The sequence below is a fragment of the Opitutus sp. ER46 genome (genome assembly GCF_003054705.1).
Classification (GTDB): Bacteria; Verrucomicrobiota; Verrucomicrobiia; order Opitutales; family Opitutaceae; genus ER46.
Genome location: NZ_QAYX01000019.1, coordinates 334819 through 354980, shown reverse-complemented (window position 1 = coordinate 354980; position 20162 = coordinate 334819). Strand labels below are relative to the sequence as shown.

General features: G+C 68.5%; 17 protein-coding genes. 8 read left to right on the top strand and 9 right to left on the bottom strand.

Annotated features, from left to right (window positions below):
• Nucleotides 1-146 precede the first annotated feature (146 nt).
• Nucleotides 147-488: an RNA-binding protein gene (locus DB354_RS06505; RefSeq protein ID WP_107834630.1), complete on the top strand. Its 342-nt coding sequence runs from the start codon at nucleotides 147-149 to the stop codon at nucleotides 486-488.
• Here DB354_RS06505 and DB354_RS06500 read toward each other — a convergent pair.
• Nucleotides 482-1210 carry a hypothetical protein gene (locus DB354_RS06500; RefSeq protein ID WP_107834629.1) on the bottom strand — a complete coding sequence of 243 codons (729 nt, stop codon included), beginning with the start codon at nucleotides 1208-1210 and terminating at the stop codon, nucleotides 482-484. The two genes, DB354_RS06505 and DB354_RS06500, sit on opposite strands and share 7 nt — an antisense overlap.
• Before the next feature lie 96 nt (nucleotides 1211-1306).
• Nucleotides 1307-1528, bottom strand: coding sequence for a DUF1328 family protein (locus tag DB354_RS22975; RefSeq protein WP_107834628.1), 222 nt, complete (start codon nucleotides 1526-1528; stop codon nucleotides 1307-1309).
• Nucleotides 1529-1753: 225 nt separating this feature from the next.
• Here DB354_RS22975 and DB354_RS06490 point away from each other — a divergent pair, with 225 nt between their 5' ends.
• Nucleotides 1754-4258 (top strand): ABC transporter permease, encoded by a 2505-nt coding sequence (locus DB354_RS06490; protein ID WP_158277397.1) that lies wholly within the window; start codon nucleotides 1754-1756, stop codon nucleotides 4256-4258.
• A gap of 499 nt (nucleotides 4259-4757) precedes the next feature.
• Nucleotides 4758-5852, top strand: a complete 1095-nt coding sequence (gene rsgA, locus DB354_RS06485) for a ribosome small subunit-dependent GTPase A (protein WP_107834626.1) — start codon at nucleotides 4758-4760, stop codon at nucleotides 5850-5852.
• A gap of 162 nt (nucleotides 5853-6014) precedes the next feature.
• On the opposite strand, the gene DB354_RS06480 is transcribed toward rsgA, so the two are convergent.
• Together DB354_RS06480 and DB354_RS22245 are read right to left on the bottom strand one after the other, a co-directional pair.
• Nucleotides 6015-6872, bottom strand: a complete 858-nt coding sequence (locus DB354_RS06480) for a GNAT family N-acetyltransferase (protein ID WP_158277396.1) — start codon at nucleotides 6870-6872, stop codon at nucleotides 6015-6017.
• Nucleotides 6873-6945: 73 nt separating this feature from the next.
• Complete coding sequence (locus DB354_RS22245) at nucleotides 6946-7200, bottom strand: YkgJ family cysteine cluster protein (protein ID WP_107834695.1); 255 nt, start codon at nucleotides 7198-7200, stop codon at nucleotides 6946-6948.
• Between the two features lie 238 nt (nucleotides 7201-7438).
• Here DB354_RS22245 and wrbA point away from each other — a divergent pair, with 238 nt between their 5' ends.
• On the top strand, nucleotides 7439-8059 hold the full coding sequence (gene wrbA / locus DB354_RS06470) for an NAD(P)H:quinone oxidoreductase (RefSeq protein ID WP_107834624.1): 621 nt from the start codon (nucleotides 7439-7441) through the stop codon (nucleotides 8057-8059).
• Nucleotides 8060-8244: 185 nt separating this feature from the next.
• Complete coding sequence (locus DB354_RS06465; protein WP_107834623.1) at nucleotides 8245-8565, top strand: BON domain-containing protein; 321 nt, start codon at nucleotides 8245-8247, stop codon at nucleotides 8563-8565.
• A 634-nt stretch (nucleotides 8566-9199) separates the two neighbouring features.
• On the opposite strand, the gene DB354_RS06460 is transcribed toward DB354_RS06465, so the two are convergent.
• From DB354_RS06460 to DB354_RS06445, 4 genes are all read right to left on the bottom strand, one after another.
• Entirely contained in the window at nucleotides 9200-11665 is a 2466-nt protein-coding gene (locus DB354_RS06460; protein WP_107834622.1) for an endonuclease/exonuclease/phosphatase family protein, read from the bottom strand.
• A 26-nt stretch (nucleotides 11666-11691) separates the two neighbouring features.
• Nucleotides 11692-13014: a glycosyltransferase gene (locus tag DB354_RS06455; protein ID WP_233256573.1), complete on the bottom strand. Its 1323-nt coding sequence runs from the start codon at nucleotides 13012-13014 to the stop codon at nucleotides 11692-11694.
• Complete coding sequence (locus DB354_RS06450) at nucleotides 13011-15272, bottom strand: hypothetical protein (protein ID WP_107834621.1); 2262 nt, start codon at nucleotides 15270-15272, stop codon at nucleotides 13011-13013. Before DB354_RS06450 ends, DB354_RS06455 begins: the two co-directional genes overlap by 4 nt.
• A 140-nt stretch (nucleotides 15273-15412) precedes the next feature.
• Nucleotides 15413-15850 (bottom strand): hypothetical protein, encoded by a 438-nt coding sequence (locus tag DB354_RS06445; RefSeq protein WP_107834620.1) that lies wholly within the window; start codon nucleotides 15848-15850, stop codon nucleotides 15413-15415.
• 270 nt (nucleotides 15851-16120) lie between these two features.
• Between DB354_RS06445 and DB354_RS06440 the strand changes: the two genes are divergently transcribed.
• Nucleotides 16121-16351, top strand: coding sequence for a hypothetical protein (locus DB354_RS06440; protein ID WP_146180133.1), 231 nt, complete (start codon nucleotides 16121-16123; stop codon nucleotides 16349-16351).
• Nucleotides 16352-16396: 45 nt separating this feature from the next.
• On the opposite strand, the gene DB354_RS22240 is transcribed toward DB354_RS06440, so the two are convergent.
• On the bottom strand, nucleotides 16397-16930 hold the full coding sequence (locus DB354_RS22240; protein WP_158277394.1) for a DUF4142 domain-containing protein: 534 nt from the start codon (nucleotides 16928-16930) through the stop codon (nucleotides 16397-16399).
• Between the two features lie 379 nt (nucleotides 16931-17309).
• Here DB354_RS22240 and DB354_RS06430 point away from each other — a divergent pair, with 379 nt between their 5' ends.
• Both DB354_RS06430 and DB354_RS06425 read left to right on the top strand, forming a co-directional pair.
• The gene (locus DB354_RS06430) at nucleotides 17310-19412 is read left to right on the top strand and encodes a PAS domain-containing protein (protein WP_158277393.1); all 2103 of its coding nucleotides are present in this window, start codon (nucleotides 17310-17312) and stop codon (nucleotides 19410-19412) included.
• Between the two features lie 17 nt (nucleotides 19413-19429).
• Nucleotides 19430-20161 carry a response regulator transcription factor gene (locus DB354_RS06425; RefSeq protein WP_233256572.1) on the top strand — a complete coding sequence of 244 codons (732 nt, stop codon included), beginning with the start codon at nucleotides 19430-19432 and terminating at the stop codon, nucleotides 20159-20161.
• Nucleotide 20162: the final 1 nt, after the last annotated feature.

Below are 20162 nucleotides of genomic sequence, written 5' to 3'. Positions count from 1 at the left end.
GGCCTTGCCTTTCCCCGCGGTCACGGCGAGGGTGGCGGCTCGTTAATTGGCGTATGATGCCAGCCGCTGGTGAATCCTCAGGTGATGATTCGAAACCCGAGTGTCGGGAACGCGCTGACAGCGGACGAAATAAACGAATCAGCACCATGAGCACCAAACTGTATGTCGGGAACCTGTCGTTCAGGATCGCGGAAGGTGAGCTGCACGACGCGTTCGGGCAGTTCGGCAATGTCACGGAGGTTTATCTTGCCACCGATCGCGTGACCGGGCGTCCGCGTGGGTTTGCCTTTGTGACCTTCGCCACGCCGGAAGAGGCGAAGCTCGCCACGGAGAAGATGAACGGGGCCGAGCTGGACGGTCGCGCCATCAGCGTCAGCGAGGCCAAGGCCCGCGATGAGGCGGGCGGCACGACCGTGGCCGGTCGCACCTACACGAGCCCGAACCGGAAGGCGGGCGCGTTCCACCAGCGCGGCAACCGCCGTCACTGACGCCCGGCAGCCACGAAGTGGACGCCGCCCACCGAGACAACGTTCTCGCCGGCGGCGGCGATCACGTTGCGGCCCGCGGCGCGACTTCGCGGCGCCGCCGGCAAGCCGAGGGTGGCGCGAAGCTGGTCGGCGTCGGCCGGTGACAGCCGGAGGGTGGTCAGCCACGCGCTGTTTACCGACACGGAGGCGGTCCCGGCCGTTTCCATCAACCCCGGCTGATTCCGGCGCGCCCAATCATCGATGCAGCCGGTCATCAGCGCGAACGTCACGACCGGCCGTCGGCTCCAGTACTCGATTTCGCCGGGATACACGGCCCGGTCCAAGACCCGCCGATATGCCCGCTCCATCACGGCCCGGTATTCGGCGGTCGGCTGCTCGAGTTCGCAGGCGAGTTCGGAGCTGATCGCAAAGTAGGTTTTCCCTTGTCCCTGCCAGCGCTGGAGGTCGGTGGGGCTGGGAGCGCGACCAAGAACGTCAGCATAGGCGCGTTCCACCACCGTGCGCCGGGCCGACTCCGGCGCCGTCGCCAAAGCGTTGCCCAGCGTGCGCCATAGGTCCGCCGGCTTCCCTGCGAGCGTGGCGCGCTCGGTGTCGGTCGGAATCCGACCGTGCACGAGCATGAACACGGCCGCATGCGGGTCGGACAATTTCGCGGGGGCGGCGGACGCGGCGGGGGCGAGCAGGGCGGCGGTGGCCAGGCAGAGCGCGGCGAAAAGCTTCATGGGGAGGGACCCCAGCGAAGCCGCGTCGCCGCGCGCACGCAACCGGCCCCTCGGTCAAACTGTGGAGCGGAGCCGGCGGGGGGCACCCTCGCGGGGCTAGTGGCCGGGCGAAAGATGGGTGTCGGAGTCGCCGCGATGGAGCGACGAGCTGACTTTCCGGCCGATCGCCAGGCCGGCGATGAGCAGGATCGCGAAGAGCGCGAGGAACAGGAAGAACAGGACCTTGGCGATGCTCGCCGCGGCCCCGGCGATGCCGGTGAAGCCCAGCGCGGCGGCGACGATGGCGATAATGGCGGAGATGGCGGCCCATTTAAGCATGATGTGATCCCTCCAGGTTTCGTGCGCCGGCGACACGCGCCGCGCGCGCCGAGGGACCGACCGAGGTCGCCGCCGTTCCCCGGCGATCGCCCAGCGGCGAGCCTCGGGAAATCTACGTGGTGCTTGCGCGCCCCGGCGGCTGCAGCCATGCCTGACGGACCCTGTTCGCGACGTAACTGCGGCATTCCCCGGCTCTTGCCTGCGACCGCCGCCTTTTTCCCAGGTATGTCCAACCCCGCTCCTACCTCGCATCACCCGGCTGAACCATGGACCGCCCGCTTGGGGGCGGGGATCGGTTCCGACCTGCGGCATGCGGTCCGCCTGCTGCGCAAGCATCTCGGCTTCACCAGTGTCGCGCTGCTGACCCTGGCGCTGTGCATCGGCGCGAACACCGCGATCTTCTCCGCCGTGTACGGGCTCATGTTGCGGCCGCTGCCGTATCCGAAGCCCGACGACATCGTCGAGGTCTACAACCAGTATCCGAAAGCGGGGCTGCCGAAGATGCCGAGCAACGTGGTGCAGTACCTGGACTACAAGCGGAACGCCACGTCCTACCGCGCGCTGGCGCTGTGGTCGGGCGCCTCCGGCCTGTTCGGCGAGGACGCGCAGGCGGAGGTGATGACGGGCGCGCGGGCAACGGCCGATTTCTTCGATGTGCTCGCGGTGCAGCCGTTTCTCGGGCGGTTCTTCACGCTCGAGAACAGCCAGCAGAACGCGGACAAGGTGGTCGTCCTGACCCGCTCCTTTTGGGAGCGCCACTTCCAGGCCGATCCCGCGGTGATCGGGCGCACGGTGCGTTTCGATGGTGAAAGCTACACCGTCGTGGGGGTGGCCCCGCGCGAGGTCGAGGAGTTCAATGCCACAGTGCGCTTCATCCTGCCGTATTCGTGGTCGCCGGCGGCAGAGAATCCGCAGGGCCGGCACGGCGTGTCGCCCTTTCTGTTCGGCCGGCTCAAGACGGGCGTCACGCCGGAGCAGGCGCTCGCCGAGGCGCGGTTGATCGAGCGGCGCTACTATGACGCCGCGGTGCCCCCGCTCCGGGAGTTCATTGACCGGGCGGGGCATCAGATCGGCGTGGGCACGCTGCATGTGCTGCGGATCGAACCCCTGCGCAGCCGGCTGCTCCTCCTGCAGGGCGGGGTGGCTTTCGTGCTGCTGATCGGATGCCTCAATGTCGCGAACCTGCAGCTCGCGCGGGCCAATGGCCGGCAGGCGGAGCTGGCCGTCCGGTTCGCCCTCGGGGCCTCCCGCGGGCACATTGCGCGGCAGTTGTTCGTGGAGAATCTCCTCCTCACGACGGCGGGCATGCTCGGCGGCCTGGGCGTGGCGGCGTTGGGGGTGCGCGTCCTGAACCATTACCGTGAGCAGATGCTCGCGCACGCCCTGCCGTTCTCGCTCAGCGGGCAGGTGCTGGTGATCACGATGGCGGTGACCGTGCTGGCGGCTCTCCTGATCACCGTCGTCCCGCTGGTGCACGTCTTCCGGGGCAACCTGCTCGCGCTGGTGCATCGCAGCGCCCGCGGGTCGTCCGGCGGCTCGCGCGTGCGTGCGGTGAGCAGCCTGCTGGTCGTGGCGCAGATCGCGATCGCGCTCATGCTCCTCACCGGCGCCGGGCTGCTCATTCGCAGCTTCCTCAAGGCCACCGCGGTCAACCCCGGCTTTGACCCGCAAGGCGTGGTGGCCGCGCGCATCGTCATCCCGCGGAGCCACCGGGCGGACGACGCCGCGGCGAAGAGTTTTCAGGAACGGCTGGTGCAGGCGGCGAAGGAGATTCCCGGCGTGTCCGCGGCGTCATTGTCGTTTGCCATCCCCTTCCGCCGCGGCCTGCCGATCAACGCGTTGATCCTGCAGAATGATCCCTTCCCTCCTGGTTCGCCCCAGCCCGGCGCGTACCGGGTGATCGTCTCGCCGGAGTATTTCGCGGCCCTCCGCGTGCAGCTCATCGAGGGCCGGTTCCTTGAACCGGCCGACCTCGCGCCCGGGCGTCGCGCCTTCGTGGTCGACGAGACCTTCGCGCGCAAGTACTTCCCGGGCCGCTCCGCGGTGGGCGGTCGCTTTGCGTTTGGCGGGCGGCCCCAGCGGGATGACGGCTGGGCCACGGTCGTCGGTGTCGTGCGCAACGTGCCCCACAACGGCGTGGAGGACCGCAGCGGCGTGCCTTTCGTCTACCAGGCGCTCGGCGGGCGCCCGGGCGGTGTCATGCTGTTGGCCCGCACCGAGCGGCATGCGGCCGAGGTGATTCCGCTGCTGCGTGAAAAACTCCGGGCGCTCGACCCGGGGGCGGCGATCTACGAGTCGAACTCCCTCGAGGGCTATATCGCCGAATCGTTCAATGAGCGGCGTGGCGTGATGATCCTGCTGGGAAGCTTTGCCGGCCTCGCGCTGTTCCTTTCCGGCATCGGGATTTACGGCGTGCTCGCGTACGACGTCTCGCAGCGCACGCGCGAGATCGGCGTGCGCTGCGCCATCGGCGCCTCCGAAGCCCAGGTTGTGAGCCTCATCATGCGCCAGGGAATCTGGCGCGCCGTCATCGGCCTCGCGATCGGCCTCGTCGGCGCGTGGTGGTTGAGTCGATACCTGCGTTCCATGCTCTTCGACCTGAGCCCGTTCGACCCGTGGTCCTACGGCGTCGTCGCGCTGCTGCTGCTCGGAGTGGCGGCGGTCGCCAGTTTCCTCCCCGCGCGCCGCGCCGCCCGGATCAGCCCGCTGGAAGCCCTGCGGGTGGATTGAGCGGCGGCGCGTCCGCCGCGAGCTCTTTCTCTTCCTCTTACTCTTCCTCTTTCTCTCCGAGGCCGGGCGCGAGAACGAGAACGCCTTCGGAGTGAGAGCGAAAGTGAGAGTGAAAGTGCGGAGTGACTGACTGACCGACCCTCAATCCCTCAATCCCTCAATCCCTCAATCCCTCAATCCCTCAATCCCTCGAGAGAAAGAGGAAGAGTACGAGCAAGAGTAAGAACCCAGGAGGGGGTTGACGGCGGGGGGAGTTTGCGGCTGAGTGGCAGCCTTCTGCCTCGCGAGAGGCGCAACCTTCAACCGCTCAACACCACTCATCTATGCCGGAGATTGTTCTGAGTTTTTCGCTCTCGTGGGTTGGCGCGGACGCGTCGGTCTGACGCGTAGGATCGTTTGAATCCGGACCGGCCGCCCCGAGGCGGTTTTTTTATGCCCGCGCGCAGCCGTGCGCTGCCGGCGCGTTTCCCGGTTCCTTCCTTCGATTCCGCTTACGATCATGACTCTCTCTTCCCTCGGCTGGGACGACTTCTTCGCGAACGCGTTCCAGCCTTATTCCTCCAACGGACTCGTGCCCGCCCGCGTGGCGTGCGAGCACAAGCACGCCTACGACCTGCTCGGCGCCGACGGCGAGCTGGCCGGCGTCTGCACCGGCCGGTTGTTGCACCTCGCGGCAGAGTCCGCCGAACTGCCCGCGGTGGGCGACTGGGTCGCGGTGTGCCCGCGTCCCACCCCCGGCCCCGACGGCGTGCCCACGGCCGACATTCACTTCGTGCTGCCGCGGCGCACCTGCTTTTCGCGCGCCGCGGCCGGCGCGCCCGGTCGCGAACAGGTCCTCGCAGCCAACATCGACACCGTGTTCCTCGTCATGGGCCTCGACGCGAACTTCAACCTGCGCCGCATCGAGCGCTACCTCGCGGTGGCGCGTGCCGGCGGGGCGGAGCCCGTGGTGGTGCTCACGAAGGCCGACCTGCATCCCGCGCCGGCGGAGGCCGCGGCCGAGGTGCGGTCCATCGTGCGCACTGTGCCGGTCGTCACGTTGAGCGCGGTCGAGAACGCCGGGCTCGATGGGCTGTCGCCTTGGCTGCTGCCGGGCGCGACGATCGCGCTGCTCGGTTCGTCGGGCGTCGGCAAGTCCACGCTCATCAACCGGCTCCTCGACGAGGAGGTGCTGGCCACCGGCGCGATCAGCACGGCCGTCAACAAGGGCCGGCACACGACCACCCGCCGCGAGATGCTGCCGCTGCCCGGGGGCGCGCTCGTCATCGACACACCCGGACTCCGGGAACTGCAGTTGTGGGACGTCTCGGAGGACACGTTGGCCGAGTCGTTCGATGACGTCGCGGCGGTGATTGCGCAGTGTCGGTTCCACGACTGCACGCACGGCGGCGAGCCGGGCTGTGCCGTCGTGGCGGCACTTGAGTCGGGGGAGTTGGATGAAACCCGCTGGGCCAGCTATCAGAAACTCCGCCGCGAGCAGGCGTACGCCGCCCGTCGGGCCGACCCGCAGCTTGCGCGCGAACACCGCGATCGCTGGAAGAAGATCTACAAGGATCACCGCCAGCGGACCCGCCTCGAGGAACGGTCGGAGTAGCCGCCTTGGGCGCAGGAGCCGGGGGAGAATCCCGACGATTGCATTCGCCGCTGATGAAGGGGCGGTAATCGCAGCCGTTCTCTCCGCCGGGCCTGACTGGTTGGCCCGGCGGAGAGAACGGCGGTGCGCCCTCGTCCTCGCGCGCACCGCCGGGCGGCCGGTTCACGCGCCGCTCACGCCGGCGGTGAGCGCGCGGTGCATCTGGAGTTGGGTCAACTCGGTGCGTTGGAACCCCGCCTCGACGAACACGACGGCGGCGGCTTCGGGCCAGACGGCTTTGATCACGCACCGCCGGCCGGAAAAATGCGCCGGCAGCGCACGCAGCAGCGCCGTCGCGGCCCGCGTCCCGGCGGCGTCAGCTGGGTGGCCGAGGGCCCGGATCACGACGTCGCCTTGGTCGGGGCAGGCCACCGCAACGCCCGCGTCGCCGAGCCGAAACGCGCGGAGCGGCGGCGCGAACTGGGCCGCGGTGGCGGCGGAAATCTGCCATGGCCAGTCAGTGCCGACGTTGGCCATGTGCTGGGGCATCTCGGCCGGATCAATCTCGGTGAGGGCGCAGGCAGAGGCGCGCTCGGCGGTCGCCCCAATCTCGGTTGTCCGGGCGAAGCCAAGCAGCCGTCGGAGTTCGCGAAAGCCGCACTTCCGGTACAACGCGACCGCCGGCGCGTTCTGCTCGATGACCTCGAGGACGAAGGAGCGATCACCCCGGGCTTTCGCCATCGCGACGAGATGCCGGACGAACGCTTCGCCAGCGCCGCGTCTCCGCGCCTCGGGCACCAGGCACATCCCGGCCAACCGGCACGTCCAGCCGCGGCGCGCCAGCAACGCGGCCCCAATGGCAGCGCCGTCCGCGCTGACGATCTGGCTCTCCGCCAAGTCCACGCTGTCTACGCGGGCGGCCTGCAGCAGCGCACCGGCGGTGAAGGGGATTTGGACAAAGTAGTCGGCGAACCCGTGGGTGAGCACCGCGGCCGCCGGTTCGAGACCGAACGTGGACAAGGACGTGAACGCGAGGGACATGGGTGGTCGCCTATGGAAGCGATCCCGGTGCGGGCTGCAAACGCGGCGGGGGCGTCCGGTGTCGGGACTGCGCTCAGGGCCGCGTCGCCCGCTCCAGCGTGGTGAGGTGGGCGAGGGCGTGCTCGCGCCCCGCGCCGCACATCTCATCCGTCGGGCGCAGGCTCACGCAGACCGCCGGGCGCTCCGGTCTCCCAAACAGGGCGCAGCGCAGGTCGGGCAGGAGCTGCACGCAAGGCACCCCCGCCGGTTTCCCCTGCGGCATGCCGGGGATCGGCGAAGAGATCGAAGGCGCGATGCAGCACGCCGCGCAGCCTGCTCGGCAATCCATGCCCGCCACCCTGGGCGCCCGGCCGAAAGTGTCACGCAATACGTGACACTTCGGGCGCCCTCCCACGTCGGAAAACTGTCACGCAATACGTGACACTAGCGCCTCGCGCACGAGGGAACGGCGCGGAAAACTGTCACGTATTGCGTGACACTGGGCGCAGCGTCGGACGGCCGAAAGTGTCACGTATTGCGTGACACTGCCGGTGAACTCCGGGCGCGGCGCGCGTTCCATGGCGGGCATGAGCGTCAAAATCAAAGTCATCTTTCACAGTATCCACGGGCATGTGTTTCGCATGGCCGAGGCGGTGGCGGCGGGGGCGCGCGAGGTGGGCGGCGCCGAGGTCGAGTTGCTGCAAGTGGCGGAGACGCTGCCGGCGGCGGTGTTGGAGAAGATGGGCGCGGTCGAGGCGAGAACGGCGTTTGCCCACGTGCCGGTGGCGGACCCAAAGAAGCTGCCCGAGGCAGATGCGATCCTGTTCGGCAGCGGCACGCGCTATGGCAGCGCCACGGCGCAGATGCAGGCGTTCTTTGACGCCACGGGCTCGCTGTGGAGCAAGGGCGCGCTCGTGGGCAAGGTGGGGAGCGTGTTCACCTCGACCGCGACGCAGCACGGCGGCCAGGAGACGACGATCATCAGCATGCAGACGTTCCTGTTTCACCAGGGCATGATCGTGGTGGGCGTGCCGTATGCGGAGCAACGGTTGCTGGTGATGGACCAAATGACGGGTGGTTCCCCGTACGGCGCCGGCACGATCACGGGCGGCGAAGGCGAGCGCTGGCCGAGCGAAAACGAACGGGCAATCGCCCGGTATCAGGGCCGGCACGTCACCGAGATCGCGCGGCGATTGAAAGCCGGCTGACGCGACGTCGCGCCCGGGCCGGGGCGCCGGGCGGAGGCGGGGCGCGGCGACGGCCCCCATCCGCGGGTGGGTTTTGGGCCTACCGCAGGCCGGGGCGAAATTCCGGATGCGGCTTACCGGACTCCGCCACGGAACAGGCCCCGCGGGACCGCTACTATCGCCGCGTAAACCCCGTCGCATAACCAATGAAGAAATCACTCACTACCATTCTCGCGGTGCTGGCGCTCAGCAGCGGCATCGCCCTCGTCCAGACCGGCTGTGCCGGCACCTCCACGCAGGAGAGCACGGGCGAGTATATCGACGACGCCGGCATCACCACGAAGGTGAAGGCCGCGTTTGTCCGCGATCCGATCGTCAAGGCCCTCGACGTGAAGGTTGAGACCTTCAAGGGCACGGTGCAGCTCAGCGGCTTTGTGGATTCCCAGGAGCACAAGGCGCGTGCGGAGCAGATCGCCCGCAACGTGCCGGGCGTGCAGAACGTGACCAACAACATCACGATCAAGTAATCCGGGAAACCTCGTGGGCGGCGAGCGCCGTGGGCTGAGCCCCGCGGAGCCCGCCGCTTTTTTATCGACGTGAATTCCGCCGTGGCCCCACCCGCCCGCCCGTCGCCGCTGGATCGCCTGGCTGCGGCCGCCCTGTGGCGGATGGCGGTGATCGGGCTGGTGCTGATCGGGGCCTTCCTGCTGTTGCGGGACCGCATTGATGTGGAGGCGATGCACGCGTTCGCGCAACGCCGCCACGGGGGCGTGGTGTTTGCGCTGCTGTGCGTGCTCCCGCTCGTGGGGTTCCCCGTCAGCCTGCTGCACGTGGCCGCGGGCGTGCGGTTTGGCGCGGGCCTGGGCCTGGTCCTGGTGAGCACCTCAATCGGGTTCCAGCTGCTCGTGAGCTACGCGCTGGTGCGGCTCTGGCCGGAGCGCTTTGCGGCGCGGCTCGGCGACCTGCGGCAGCGGATCCCGCCGGGGGCGCATGCGAGCATCGCGGTTTTCGCGGTACTGCTGCCCGGCGCGCCGTATGTGGCGATCAATTACCTGCTGCCGCTGCTGGGGGTGCGGTTGCGGACGTACCTGCTGTGCTGCTGGCCGCTGCACACGTTGCGCGCGACGGTGACCGTGCTGCTGGGGGACCAGGCGGCGCACTTCACGCCCCTGCGACTGGGCATGCTGGGGGCGTATGCCCTGGCGCTCGCGGCGGGTTCCTGGTGGTTGTACCGGCGCCTGCGTCGAGAACTCGCAAATCCGCCCGCAGCGGCAGGTGATCCGAGGCCACACGGGTGAGGTCGTTGCGCACGGCGACAATGCCGTCGCACTGGAAGTGCCGGCTCACGAACATGTGGTCGATGCGCAGCAGCGGGTGCATGGAGCTGAAGGTGTTCAATGGCCGGTGGGCGCGGTCGAGCAACTGCACGTCGCGCAGCCGCGCGCTGGCCAGCCGGTAGGGCGTGCTGCCCGGCAGCAGGTTGAAGTCGCCGCACAGGATGATCGGCTCGGCGTCGAGGATCGGCCCGAGCCATTCGGGGCCGAGCAGCGCGCGCATCTGCAGCTCGCGCTCGTGCACTCCCAGGCCGAGGTGGGCGGTCACGACGTTCACCCTGTGCCCGGCCACCTGGATGCGGGCCCAGAGTCCGGAGCGGGGTTCATCCCACCAGCCATGCGGGTCGTCGGGCAGCCGCGCCCGCTTGACGATCTCGATGGGCCAGTGGCTGAGCAGCGCATGACCGTAGTGTTCGTCGCCGCGGGTCACGGTGGGGCAGAACACCGCGTGCATGCCGAGTTCGCGGGCAATGATCGCCGACTGATCCTCGGCGCGCGAGCGTCGCCGGCCGAGGTCCAGCTCCTGCAACGCGACGACGTCGGGCGCCTGCTCCCGGATCGCGCGGGCGATGCGCCGCGGCGAGACGCGGCCATCCATGCCGCTGCAGCCATGCGTGTTGTAGGTCATGAGCCGCAGGTGGGAACCGTGCCGCGTGGCCGGGCGCCACGCCGTAAGTGGGCTGCGGCCGAGGTGATGTAGCGCGGCGACCCGGAGCGCACTGGGCCGGATGAAGTGCTCGGTGCCGGGCGGGAGCCGCGTGCCCGAGGGCAGGAGCGCGAAGCCCTGGGTTTCCTCGGGCCCGAAGCCGGCGTGCGAGCCGTTCTCGGGCGCGAAGGTCCACGCGCCCGACCATGGACTCCACCCCACGAGCACGAGGTCGCCGCTGTGCGGATGCTGCAGCCAGGTCACGAGGTCGCGGGCGATTTCCTGGCGGAGCGGCTCGGGATGGGTCGTCAGGAGCGGTGGCACCTCGTCTGGGATGCGGGTCGCGCCGCGCGCGTGCACCCAGGTCATGGTGCCGTCACCGGCTTGCAGGAGCACGCCCGGGACGTGGTGCTGATGGACCAGCCGTTCGGCGAACCGGCGGCGCTGGGCGTCGTCGAGCGGTTCCTTGAAGTACAGGTGGCCGACGGGACCGAGCGCGGCCAGGACGAAGGGCTGGTCGGGGGAGGAGACAAAGTACTGGGGTGTGCCGTGGTAGCGGCGCCGGTGCCATGCGCGCGGGCCCTCCGCCTCGGGTTGCGTCGCGGCGTCCGGCGGCTGGTCCGGTGGGGAGGCGGCCCGGAGTTCGTCGTACACCTCGCGGACCATCCGTTCGACGCCGCCCGGGAATTCGAGGGCGAAAGAGCGGGTGTGCTCCTGGCCGTGGTCGGAGTAGATCCAGACGCTGTAGTCGCGCCGGCGGGATTTTTGCGCCTCGCGCCAGAGGCCCTTGATCGCGCGGTCGATGCCGCGCAGGGAGCGCAGCGCGAAACGGGAGCCGGGGCCGCGGCGGTGGGCGTGTTCGTCGTAGCCGACGAAGTTGGCGTGTACGATCGGCAGCCCGCGGGTCACGTCGATGCGCCCGCCGATCCGGATCAACTCGCGCAGCCCGGTCGCAATGAAGACGCGGGACAGGACGGTGGTGAACTCCAGGCTGGGCTTGCGCCCGTGGCGAATGCCCAGGAGGGCGGCGCGGACTGCGGCGCCGAGTTCAAGCGTGAGGAGTCCGGCGATACGAAGCGCGGCGGGGAGTTGGAGGAGCGAGAAGAGGACGAGGTTGCCGAACTTCCCGGTGCGCCAGAGATCGGCGAGGCTGTTGCTGGCGATGCAGAAGTGAGCCTCGTGCGGGCCGGCGCCACCGGTGTAGATGTTGGACCAGCTACTGCCATCGCGGAGGAGGCCCTCGGCTTGGGCGGCACAGGCCGCCTCGCGTTCCTTCGCGGGCGCCGGCGAGAACATCACCGAGAGGTCCTGCTGCCGCCGGTCGAGGAAGGCGAAGGCGGGGACGGCGCTCCGGACGCCGTAGAAGAGCTCGGCCTGCACCGCGGGCGTGGTGGTGGGCAGCCCGGGGTAGAACGCGTGCCACTCGTAGCCGTTGTGCCGGATCAGCCGGCGCAGAAACGGCATACGGCCCTGGGCAATCGCTTTTTCCAGGTGCACGCGGGCGAGGCCGTCGATCTGGATGAGCAGGAGGCCAGGCTCCTCGGCGGTGCCCTCGGACGGGGCCAACCCCAGGTGCCGGATGGCCCATTCGCTCCGACTCAGGCGACGGCGCGCCTGGCGCAGGATGGACTCAATGCGGGCAAACATCGTTTGAAGTCAGGGAGGAGCGAAACTCAGCGACCGGCCGCCGCGGTGGGCTCGGCCGGCTTGTTGTCGGTGCTCTCCTTGTCGCTGAACACGGCGGCGGCGAGTGTCTGGGTGCGGGCGGAGAGGATGTCCCACTCGAGTCCGACCCGTTGGAGGAGCGCGGCCCACGGGTGGAGGTCGTGCAGGAGCCGGCGGGCGCGGGTGGCGCGGCGGATTTCTTCGTAGAACGCGAGCACGCGGGCGGCGCTGCGCTCCCGGGAAAATGCGTGTGCGGCCGTCGCCGCGCCGGTGGCGAGGGCGCCGCGCCGCCCGGGATCATCCGCGAGCGCTTGCAGGGCGGCGGCGAAGTCGGCGGAGGTCGCCGTGGCGGGCAGCAGTTCGCCGTTGCCGGCGTCGACGACTTCGCGAACCCCGGACGCGTTGAGGGCGACGACGGGCAGGTGGGCGGCCATGGCTTCGGCGACGACCATGCCCTGCGTTTCGCTGCGGGAGGCGAAGGCAAACAGGTCCATCGCGCGGTACGCCTCGCGCAGGGCGGCGCCGGTGCGCTTGCCCGCGAGGATCAACTGCTCACGCACGCCGTGCGCGGTGAACTGCGCCTCGAGCTCCGCGCGCCCGGGGCCGTCGCCGATGACGAGGAAGCGGGCGTGGGGGTGCTCGCGCAGGAAGAGCGCGACCGCCTCGCCCAGGAACGGCAGGTTCTTCTCCGGGGCGAGCCGGCCGACGTGGCCGACGACGAACGCGTCGGCGGAAATGCCGTGGCGCGTGCGGCCGCGGGCGCGGTTGGCCTGGGCAAACGCCGCCACGTCGATCCCGGTGGGCACGACTGTCATTGGCGCCGTCACGCCACGCTTTCGAATCAGGCGTGCGATGCTCTCGCTGGGGGCGATGACGCCATCGCAGAGGTTGGCAAAGTGCGTGGGCAGCTCGATCGCGACCTCGCGGAGCGTTTCGGAGAACGGCACGTAGTGGGTGTAGTCCTCGTAGCGGGTGTGGTGGGTGAAGACGATGGGCACGTTCTTGTTCAGCGCGACGCGGAGCGCGGTGTCGCCGAGCAGGAAAGGGTGATGCGCGTGGATGATGTCGGCCTGGAAAGCGTCGATGCGCTCCGAAAGCGCGGCGGCAAACGGGAGGCGTACGGAGAAGTCGCTGCCGTTGAAGTTCTGCAGGGAGGGCACGCGTTCGACGATGGCCTCGCGCTCGGGTGGGAGCGGCTTGCCGTCGAAGTTGGGCGCGACGACGAGCACCTCATGGCCGAGACGGACAAACTCGTGCGCGAAGGTGCTGACGGACCGCGCGACCCCGCCCACGTGCGGCAGGTAGGTGTTGGTCATCATGCAGACTTTCATGGGGCGACCTCCAGGTGGAATTCCTCCCGCGGGCCGGCGGCGCGGCGCGCCTGCGGCCGGGCGCCGGGCAGGGCAATCACCAGGTGGGGCGGGGCGCCGCGCCAGTTGCCCTTGACGGTGACGACGGCCCGGCCGGCGGCTGCCGGCGCGACCTCGACGGAAACCTCTCCATACCGTGTCAGGGTCCGGCTGAAGGTCGCGGGCTCGTCGCGCCACCACGCCGGCGGCACACCAGGCGCGACCACGAGCCCGTCATCCTCTTCGCGGACGAAACAGGCGCGCAGCATGAGCGCCCACTCGGCGGCGGCCCAGATGTGTTCGCCGTCGCCCATGCAGCCGCCGCCGGTGCGAGGGTGGATGGCCTCGGGCCACTGCCCGGTGGGCGACGCGAGATCGGCGACGCGGTTGATGAGCTGATGGGCGGCCTCGACCTCACCGGCGCGGAGCCGCACCTGCGCGAGATGCAGCGTGAGGTACGCGTTGATGCCCGAGTGGATCATGTTCTGGAAGAAGCCACCCTCGAAGCTGCTGTGATCGCGGAGGTAGTCGGCGGTCTTGAGGATCCGTGGATCGCGCGGGGTGAAGAGTTGCAGCGGGTAGTCGGCGACGATCGATCCGATGGCGCCGGAATCCATCCGCCGGCGCGGCGAAGCCGGGATGGCACCGGGAAAGCGGCGATGGGGGCTCTGGGGGAACGACCGCTCGATCGTCGCCATGAAATTGGCGGCGGCGCGGGTGAACTCGATCGCGGTGTCGGGCGCGCGATCGCGGAGGAGGTCCGCGGCGCAGCGCAGCCCGGCGACGCCCCAGAAGTCGTCCCAGTAGTAAAAGTCGTTTGGACCGAGGTGCTCCGCGCTGAACCCTGCGGGGAGGAGGCCCGCCTCGGGCAGGCCGCTGTCGGCGGGCAGCCGTTTGCGGATGATCCAGCGCGCGCCCTTCTCGATGGCGTTGAGCCAGGGTTCCGGGAGCGGTTCGCCGGTGAGCTGGGCAAAACGGTGGTAGATCCAGATCGCCTCGCCGTTGGAGTCCCATTCGCCCTCCTGCGAGAGAAAATAGCCGTCGTGACGTTGGCGCGGGGCGAAAAGCGCGAGCGTACGCCGGGTGCGCTCGATATCCCCGAGGGCGAGGATCGCGTGCAGGATGAAGGCGGCGTCACGAAACCAGAACCGCTTGTACGTGTAGGGACCGGGATAGACCTCGCGCGGCGCGTGCAGCACCAGATTGGCCACCGCGAGATCGTAGAGCCGCTGCAGCCGCGGGTCGGAGATGCGCAGCGCGGAGAAGCGCGAGCGCGCGTCGGCCCACGACACGGGCCGCGTGACGACCGGGCGCTTGTTGGGCTCGAGCTCGTTGTAGATCGGCGTGCGGACCTCGAGCGGATGTTCGCGGAGGCCGTCGATTCGGAAGAGGGCGACGGCGGTGGCCATCCCGACGCTACAGCTCACAGTGGTTTCCGGCACCGGTTCGGTGAGTCGGTGGGAGGCGTCGCCGTGGGTGTAGGTCGAGAGAATGATCTGCTCGGGGCGCCGGTCGAAGAGGACGGGATGCCGGCCGTTGACGATCCAGCCGCCGCCATCGGCGGACACGGCGACCTTTTCCACGAAGCTAATCCCCTCGGGGTTGTACGGGCGCAGCGAGACTGCGACGAAGCCCTCGCGCAGGCCGACGGGGCTGAGGCTCACGGTGCAGTGCGGCTCCAGGTTGTGGAGCGCGAGGGCGACATCCATCTCGAGCGAGATATCACCCCAGCGGGCGGTGGAGCGGACGTGGAGGTTGGGGTCGCAGGCGAGCTGCTGGGAAAACTCCGGGAGCCGGGCCGGAGCGAGAATCTGTTGGCGGGTGGGGAGGAGCCAAAAGTCGAGCGACCAGCCGTCGAAGAGCGGGGTGACAAGCCCGCGCGGATCGACGATCGGGTAAAACGGAACGTCGGGCAGCCCGACGGCGGTCCAGTTGCGGTGGGTGAGATTGATGTGGCTGAAGGAGAACGCGCGCGGAATGAAGGATTCGTCGGCGGGGTTGAACTGGCGCTCGACCCAGTAGGGCCAGATCCAGTCGAGGTTGTTCTGGATGGCCTTGGTGTTCACGAGGCCGCGGGCGTGGAAGAGCATGCCGGCGCGGAGCAGCTCGATGGGCTCCGAGAATTCGGAGGGCTGGGCGAAGCTGCGAATCTTGGCGACGAGCTTCACGGGATCGAGGAACCCGTAAGCGCGTGCGGCGCGGCTGATCAGGACACGAATCGGCCAGGAGTTGAGAAGCATACCACCGCGGCATTGTCCGGCGCGGGAAGCAGTTGATCCCTGCCGGGCACGATTTTTGCGGTCGCGTTGAACCGGCGACGCGGCAGGCCGGCGGTGGCGGATACGGAAGCGGCCGGCCACGCCGCGGTGGGGCCGAGCGTTCAGGATTGGCCCGGGGGCCGGCGACGCGAGCGGGACTTGGGTTGGGAGCGAAACGGCTCCTCGGTCGAGCGCGCGGCGGTCATCTGGTCGTGCTGCGCCTCCTCAACCCCGTCGAGGGCCAGACGTTGCAGGGAGGTCTCCTCGTCGGCCTCAATGTAGTTGGGAACCTGGTGTCCGCGGGAGGAGGCAGGATCGCTTGGATCGCGGGACATCGTGCGGGAGGTGTCGGCGTCCTCGTTGAGGGCCTCCGGCAGATGGCGGTCGAGGAGCTCGGCGCGGGCGCGTTCGCGGTCCTCGTTGCTGACGACCAGGCGATTGTCGATTTCGGCGAGCTCCTTGGCGCGCCGTTCGACGTCACCCTTGGTGAAGCCGCCGGTGCCCCGGCCGTGCAGGTTGATCTTGGGCCCTTGGGTCTGGGGAATTTTTCGAAGTGGCATACGGCAAGGTAACGCGTGTCGGCGGAAGCAAAATGGGGCCGCTCCCGCGAAAGGGAACGGTGGCAACCTGCCACGGGGCGGGGCCCCCGCGGCTCCGACTCGCCATCGGAGATTGCCGCAAGCGGGAAACGGCGGGGCGCCGGATTGGCGGGCGCCTGCGCAAGTGGTTAAGTGGTTGGCCGCGGTGACGAAGGTGCCGATCTCCAGCTATCCCGGTCGGCTTACCGCCTTCCATGCTTCAACCCCTCCCAAATCCGTTCGGTGTTCGCCATGAAACCCTCCGCTTCCCGAGTACGTTCCGCTCAAAGTCTCTTTTCCCCTTCCGCTCACCCGTCGCCCGAGGAGATTGCGTCCTATGCTGCTGAGATTGCTCGGAAGGAAGGAGAGCCGCCGGAGCAGGCGAAGGTCTATGCCCGCGAGGCCGAGCTGCAGTTGTGGGTCTGGCGCACGGAGGCGCGGCGGGCGCTGCGCCACGAAGGCCATGAGTTGCAGCTCTTCTGACGATGGCGAAGGGCGGCCGGTGGTGTCGCGCGCCCCACGCGTCACCTACAGATCCTTGAGGAGCTGGGTGGTGAGGTTCACGTGCTCGCGCAGCGTGGGCAGCATGCGGCCGGCGAGATCGCGGACGTCCGGGTCTCGGGCATGGCGTACGGCGTCCTCGCACAGCCGGAGGGCGTGCTGGCTGGCGGTGGTCGCCTCGAGCAGGTACGCGCGGTCGAAGGCCGCGCCGCTGCGTTCTGCGAACGCCCGGTAGCGCTCGGAAAACGACACCGGCTGCAGCGGCACCGGCAGCGCCTTGCGCCGCGCGAGCGTTTCGAGGGAACGATTGATGTCGCTGTAGTCGGCGGCGACTTGCTGGGCGAAGTCGCGCAGCGCGCTCGCGGTGGCCTGGCTGACGGCGAGGCGCGACAACTCGGCCTGGGTCCGGGCATTGCTGACGCTGGCGAGCACGAAGTCGCGTTCGAGTGGGCGGAGCGAGCTCGCGGCGGCTTCGCGCTCGGCCGCGGCGGTGCTGGCGCCGGTGGGCGGTGCCACCGGCTGGGCTCCCGCCGAGGGCGCGCAGACGGCGGCCAGGGCCATCACGGCCAGCGGGAGGGGAGGGCTAATCCGAAGAGCGAACACACCCGCATCCTGGGCCGCAGTTCGAGGACGCACCATGGGGCGGGAACCCCGTGCGGGGCCAAGTAGGAATTCGCCCGATGGCGCTGCCGGGCGGGGTCCTGATTGTGACGATGGCGCGGCGGATGATACCGTCATGTGGCGGTGGGTTTTCTCCTGCAAACGTCCATGCCGCTGCTTTGTTCCGCATGATTCCACTGTCTCCCTCCCGAAACCCGAGTTGCATGTTTCCCCGGCGGACGCATGCTCCGGAGCCCCTGGCCAAAACCCGGATTTTGGCGGGGCGTTGGACAAACCAGGAACCGCAGCGTATTTCGTCGGCTTGGACTTCGTCGTGCCCATGAAGATTTCGGATGCCGTTTCTCCCGCCCTGGCGCCCACGGCGCTGCCGCCGCTGAAGCTCGGCGCGCTGGGTCCGCGTCGCGGGGCGCGGGGCGCGCTCGTGCGCGTGCTGGTGCTCGATGACAACGAGGATGATTTTGCCTTCGTAAAGGTCCTGTTGGGCAAGAGCGTGACCTTCCAATACGAGCTGGAGTGGGCGCCCACCGAGGAGGCGGCGCTGGAGGCGATCCGTGAGCGCCGGCCCGATGTCGGGCTCTTTGACTACCGGCTCGCCGGCACGACGGGCCTGGATCTGCTGCGCAAACTGCAGGCCGACTCCTGCGAGATGCCGATCATCCTGCTGACCGGCTCGGAGAATCCCGAGGTGGACCAGGCGGCGCTGGACGCGGGCGCGGCGGATTACCTGTGCAAGTCGTCGCTCGACACGACGCGGCTGGAGCGGGCGATCCGGTACTCGCGGAGTCATGCGGCGATGCTCTCGGCGCTGCGGCAAAGCCAGGCGCAACTGCAGCTCTTCATGCGCAGCGTGCCCTGCGCGGTGTGCATCTACGACGAGACGACCTCGGCGCTGCTGTTCCAGAACGAGATTTTCAGCCGGCACTTCACGGTCGAAGCCATCGTACGGTTCCAGCAGCACGGCGGAGCGGCGGAGGTGCCGACGCATTTCTACCATGCGAACCGGCACTGGCTGATCAGTTCGTTCCCGATGGTGGAGCAGAACGGGCGGGCGCTGCAGGGCCTCGCGGCGATCGACATTACAACCCGCATCAATGCGGAGGAGGCGCTCCGCAAGACGTCGGAATTTCTGAACGGCATGCTCGCGACGCTGCCCGTGGCGGTGGCGCGGGTGGATGAGAACGGCACGATCCGCGAGGCGCGGGGCCAGGCGCTGGCGGCGCTCGGGTTGCGCGACAACGAATTGAACGGGGCGAGCATTTTCTCGCTGTTCCCGCAGGCGGAGACCTCGATCCAGCAGGCGCTGGGCGGCGGGTCGGCGAACTTCACGTCGGAAGTGACGCAGGGCGACAAGACCTGCCACTTCGAGAACTATTATCGCTTCGACCGGAGCCGGGGGGCCGGTGCGATGGGCTTCACCATCGACGTCACGGCACGGGTCGAGGCGGAGAAGGCCATCAAGCAGAAGAGCCAGTTGCTGAACGGGCTCGTGGCGAACCTGCCCATGGTGGTGGGGCGCCTGGATCCGGACGGCGTGGTCGTCGAGGCGCAGGGCCAGAAGCTCGAGCAGTACGGCATGAATCCCGAGGCGATTATCGGTCGCCGGCTCGCCGACCTCTATCCGCAGCTCCAGCCCTCGGTGGCGGAAGCGTTGGCGGGCGGGGCGGTCAACTCGGTGCTGACGTCGCGCTACGAGGACACCGAGTGGTTCGCGGACGTGTTCCTCTTTTTTGACCACGAACTCGACCGCGGGGCGCTGTTCTTCGGCTGCGACATCACGCAGCGGAAAATGATCGAGCGGGAACTGCTGCGCGTGAGCGACGTGGAGAAAAACCGCATCGGCAGTGACCTGCACGACGGCCTTGGCCAGTACCTTACCGGCATCTCCTGCCTGAGCGCGGCCTTGCGCGACAAACTCAGCGCCAACCAGCGTTCGGAGGCGGAGGAGGCGGCTACGATTTCCAGCCTGGTGCAGGAGGCAATCGCGCAGACGCGGGCGCTCGCGCGCGGCCTGTGTCCGGTGCAGCTCGAAACGGCCGGCCTCGACACGGCGCTGGAGGACCTGACCTACCAGGTGCAGCGGATGCACAACACGGACTGCCGCTTTGTCTCGGCCGGCACGATGCCACCTTGTGACTCGACGGTGGCGCTGCACCTGTACCGGATCGCGCAAGAGGCGATCAACAACGCGGTGAAGCACTCGGGCGCGCAGCACATCACCGTGACCCTGGATTTTTCGCAGGAAAACAAAGTGCTTCGCATTGAGGACGACGGCTGCGGCTTCGATCCCGAGGTGAAGCATCGGCCGAGCAGTGGTCTCCATCTCATGCCCTACCGCGCGGCGATGATCGGAGGCACACTGAACATCACCTCGCAACCCAGCGCGGGCACCACAGTGGAATGTCGATTCGTATACCCGTCGTGAATACCTTAGCTGACACCATGAAACCCAAGAAGAAAGCCGCGCCGACCGCCACCACGGGGACGGTGATGGAACCGGAGACGCTGCCGGTCCAGCCCCCGAAGTTGAAGGTGTTGCTCGTCGACGACCATCCGATCACCCGCCAGGGCATGAAGGCGCTGGTCAACCAGCAGCCCAATCTGGAAGTCTGCGGCGAGGCCGACAACGCGGCGTACGCGATCGAGCTGGTGAGCAAGCTGCAGCCGGACCTCGCGATTGTGGACATCGCGCTGAAGACGACCAACGGCATCGAGCTGACGAAGAACATCAAGGTGCAGGCGCCGAACCTCCCCGTCTTGATCGTCTCGATGCACGACGAGGGGCTTTACGCCGAGCGCGCGCTGCGCGCGGGCGCGATGGGTTATCTCATGAAGCAGGAGGCCGGCGAGAAAATCATCCAGGCCATCCAGCGGCTGCTGCAGGGTGAGATCTACCTTAGCGACAAGATCAAGGAGAAGATGCTGCACCGCTTCGTGAACAAGAAGGGCGACGGCATGGTGTTCTCGATCGACACGCTGAGCGACCGCGAGATGGAGGTCTTCCAGCTGATTGGCAACGGCTACAGCACGCGGCAGATCGCGCAGAAGCTGAACCTCAGCTCCAAGACGATCGATTCGTACCGCGAGCACCTGAAGTTGAAGCTCAACCTGGAGTCGGGCGCCGAACTTGTGCGTCACGCCATCCAGTGGGCGCGCAACGAAGGCAGCATTTGAG